Source organism: Microbacterium sp. lyk4-40-TSB-66, assembly GCF_030209475.1.
In the GTDB taxonomy this organism is placed as follows: domain Bacteria; phylum Actinomycetota; class Actinomycetes; order Actinomycetales; family Microbacteriaceae; genus Microbacterium.
Map to the genome: position 1 here is coordinate 1 of NZ_JARVRW010000016.1, position 1,300 is coordinate 1,300.

2 rRNA genes are annotated in these 1,300 nt (G+C 54.1%); both read left to right on the forward strand.

What is annotated here, in order from left to right:
* Window positions 1–1,031: ribosomal RNA gene (locus QRO03_RS15960) — 23S ribosomal RNA — on the forward strand; the annotation flags it as partial.
* Window positions 1,032–1,134: 103 nt separating this feature from the next.
* Window positions 1,135–1,251 (forward strand): 5S ribosomal RNA (gene rrf / locus QRO03_RS15965).
* The last annotated feature ends 49 nt before the right edge of the window (window positions 1,252–1,300 follow it).

Here is a 1,300-nt window from a genome sequence, read left to right on the forward strand (position 1 = left end):
CAAGGCGAAGCTGAGAATTTAAGCCCCAGTAAACGGCGGTGGTAACTATAACCATCCTAAGGTAGCGAAATTCCTTGTCGGGTAAGTTCCGACCTGCACGAATGGCGTAACGACTTCCCAACTGTCTCAACCGCGAACTCGGCGAAATTGCATTACGAGTAAAGATGCTCGTTACGCGCAGCAGGACGGAAAGACCCCGTGACCTTTACTACAGCTTGGTATTGGTGTTCGGTGTGGCTTGTGTAGGATAGGTGGGAGACGGTGAAGCATTCACGCCAGTGAGTGTGGAGTCATTGTTGAAATACCACTCTGGTCACTCTGGATATCTAACTTAGGACCGTGATCCGGTTCAGGGACAGTGCCTGGTGGGTAGTTTAACTGGGGCGGTTGCCTCCCAAAATGTAACGGAGGCGCCCAAAGGTTCCCTCAACCTGGTTGGCAATCAGGTGGCGAGTGTAAGTGCACAAGGGAGCTTGACTGTGAGACTGACAGGTCGAGCAGGGACGAAAGTCGGGACTAGTGATCCGGCAGTGGCTTGTGGAAGCGCTGTCGCTCAACGGATAAAAGGTACCTCGGGGATAACAGGCTGATCTTGCCCAAGAGTCCATATCGACGGCATGGTTTGGCACCTCGATGTCGGCTCGTCGCATCCTGGGGCTGGAGTAGGTCCCAAGGGTTGGGCTGTTCGCCCATTAAAGCGGTACGCGAGCTGGGTTTAGAACGTCGTGAGACAGTTCGGTCCCTATCCGCTGCGCGCGTAGGAAGTTTGAGAGGATCTGACCCTAGTACGAGAGGACCGGGTTGGACGAACCTCTGGTGTGTCAGTTGTTCCGCCAGGAGCACCGCTGATTAGCTACGTTCGGGATGGATAACCGCTGAAAGCATCTAAGCGGGAAGCCGGCCTCAAGATGAGACTTCCATACCATTTATGGTGAGAGGCTCCCAGCCAGACTACTGGGTTGATAGGCCGGATGTGGAAGCGTAGTAATACGTGAAGCTGACCGGTACTAATAAGCCGATGACTTGATAACACACCGTTTTTGGTGCTTGCGTCCACTGAGTGGTTCTCGATGTACGGTCGGGAACACAACAATGAAACAATCGTTGTTGGTTTGTGAAACACATCAATAGTGTTTCGGCGGCCATAGCGAGAGGGAAACGCCCGGTCACATTCCGAACCCGGAAGCTAAGCCTCTCAGCGCCGATGGTACTGCAGGGGGGACCCTGTGGGAGAGTAGGACACCGCCGGACTTCCTTTAGACGAAATGGCCACCCAACGCCGGGTGGCCATTTCGCATTT